This window comes from Marinobacter sp. UBA5687, assembly GCF_002420325.1.
Lineage (GTDB): Bacteria > Pseudomonadota > Gammaproteobacteria > Pseudomonadales > Oleiphilaceae > Marinobacter > Marinobacter nauticus.
The window spans coordinates 2,265-4,182 of sequence record NZ_DIHV01000053.1 but is presented as its reverse complement, the minus strand read 5'-3'; the positions used below and the strand labels follow the sequence as shown (position 1 = coordinate 4,182).

At 54.7% G+C, this 1,918-nt stretch carries 2 protein-coding genes and 1 pseudogene; all 3 read left to right on the top strand.

The annotated features are described in order from the left end of the window. Window positions 1-175 precede the first annotated feature (175 nt). Window positions 176-604: an SRPBCC family protein gene (locus B3Y70_RS05700; RefSeq protein ID WP_286894224.1), complete on the top strand. Its 429-nt coding sequence runs from the start codon at window positions 176-178 to the stop codon at window positions 602-604. Window positions 605-776: 172 nt separating this feature from the next. Next, window positions 777-1,577: an MBL fold metallo-hydrolase gene (locus tag B3Y70_RS05695; RefSeq protein WP_023007984.1), complete on the top strand. Its 801-nt coding sequence runs from the start codon at window positions 777-779 to the stop codon at window positions 1,575-1,577. 120 nt (window positions 1,578-1,697) lie between these two features. Then, a pseudogene (locus B3Y70_RS05690) lies at window positions 1,698-1,918 on the top strand (YebC/PmpR family DNA-binding transcriptional regulator); the annotation flags it as partial.

Here is a 1,918-nt window from a genome sequence, read left to right as displayed (position 1 = left end):
TTGAACTGACTCATCCTGAGCAGCTCCGATTATAACCACCAGCCTCCGGAATACCAACCAACAAACCGATGGCCTGTTTTAACCAGTTCTCAGTGATGAAAACCCGCGCCTGCGACTTTTGTTGAACCCGGTGAACGGTTAACCTTGAACACCGTCTAACAACAAGAGCAGCACCATGGCACAGTACACCATTGAAATTGATGAAACTTTCGATGTTCCCAGGCGCAAGGCTTTTGCCGTTATTGCCGACCACCACCGCTTCGGCAAACTGGTCGGCGCACCGGTCAAGCGCATCAAGGACAGCGACCAGGCAGACCCCAACGGCATTGGCTCGGTTCGCAAGATCGGCATTGGGCCGCTGTCTCTTGAGGAAACCGTACTCGGTTTTGAGCCCGACTCCCTGATTGAGTACACCATCAGCAGCATCAGCCCTTTGCGTAATCACCTGGGGCGTATTCTGTTCTCCGATGCAGGCGAAGGAAAAACGCGTATTCAGTACACCATCCGTTTTGAGGATATTGTGCCGTTTACCGGCAAAGCGGTTCAGGTCGCGCTGGAAAAGGGATTACGCCGTGGTATCAAACGCCTGCCATCGATGGCGTAAGCCTGTGGAAGCGCAGGCAACAATCGGTAACTTGATGAATATCAGATAATTGACCTGAGGCAACAATTTATATTTGTCAATTCTGTACTCTCCCGCGCAGTTTGCAATATCCGGCCATCGGGCTATAAGTGTGCCTGAAGCCGAAGACCCTACTGCTTTGCGGGAGACAGAAATGGCGGCAGCACCGATTGTTCTCTTCGACAACGGACACCACAAGTGCCTGATGTTCGATTCCCTGGTCACTGGCGAAGGCGTTCAGTCCAACCAGTTCCTGATTGTTGATGGCAAACACGAAGCCCTGATCGACCCCGGCGGAGATCTGACCTACACCCCACTCTCCGTCGCCGCGTCCAAGTACATGAACATCCGTGATATGGACTATGTCTTCGCGTCCCACCAGGACCCGGACATCATCGGCGCCATCGACCGCTGGATTGTTCACACCCGGGCAAAAATCGTTACCTCAAAGCTGTGGGCGCGCTTCTTGCCGCACCTGGTGTCCAGCTACGTCACCAACCAGCTCAGTGGCAGCGTCTACGACCGCATCGTCAGTATTCCTGACGGCGGCGCCAATGTGAGGTTCGGGGAGACTTATCTGCAGTGCCTGCCGGCGCATTTCATGCACTCGGTCGGCAATCTGCAGTTCTACGATCCGGTGTCAAAAATCCTGTTCTCCGGTGATCTCGGCGCTTCCATGGGCGGCGAAGACGACCACGAGCCGGTGAAAGATTTCGACAAACACATCCCGAACATGATCGGCTTCCACCGCCGTTACATTGCTTCCAAGAAAGTCTGTCGTCTTTGGGCCAACATGGTTCGAGACATGGACGTGTCGATGATCGTGCCCCAGCATGGCAAGCGCTTTGAAGGCCCGGTGATGATTGATCGCTTCCTTAACTGGGTCAGCGATATGGATTGTGGCATTGATCTGGTATCCCAGGACAACTACCGCCAGCCGGTGGAATACGTGTAACAACCCGGTTCCGCAGGGACGCGGAACCACCTCCTGGCAAAAGCTGCGAAATCAGGCCTGTTGCAATCCGCTCAGGTTCAGTAAAATCCGCCTTTTCACTGAACCCTAGAGGCAGCGAATATGGGCAGAGCCTACCAAAACCGCAAAGAATCCATGGCCAAAACGGCCGCCGCGAAAACCAAGGTTTACAGCAAGTACGGCCGCGAGATCTACATGGCCGCCAAGGCTGGTGGCATCGACCCGCAAGCCAACCTTTCCCTGCGCGGGCTGATCGAGCGGGCCAAAAAAGACCAGGTGCCCACCCACGTTATTGAGAAAGCCATCGACAAAGCCAAGGGTGG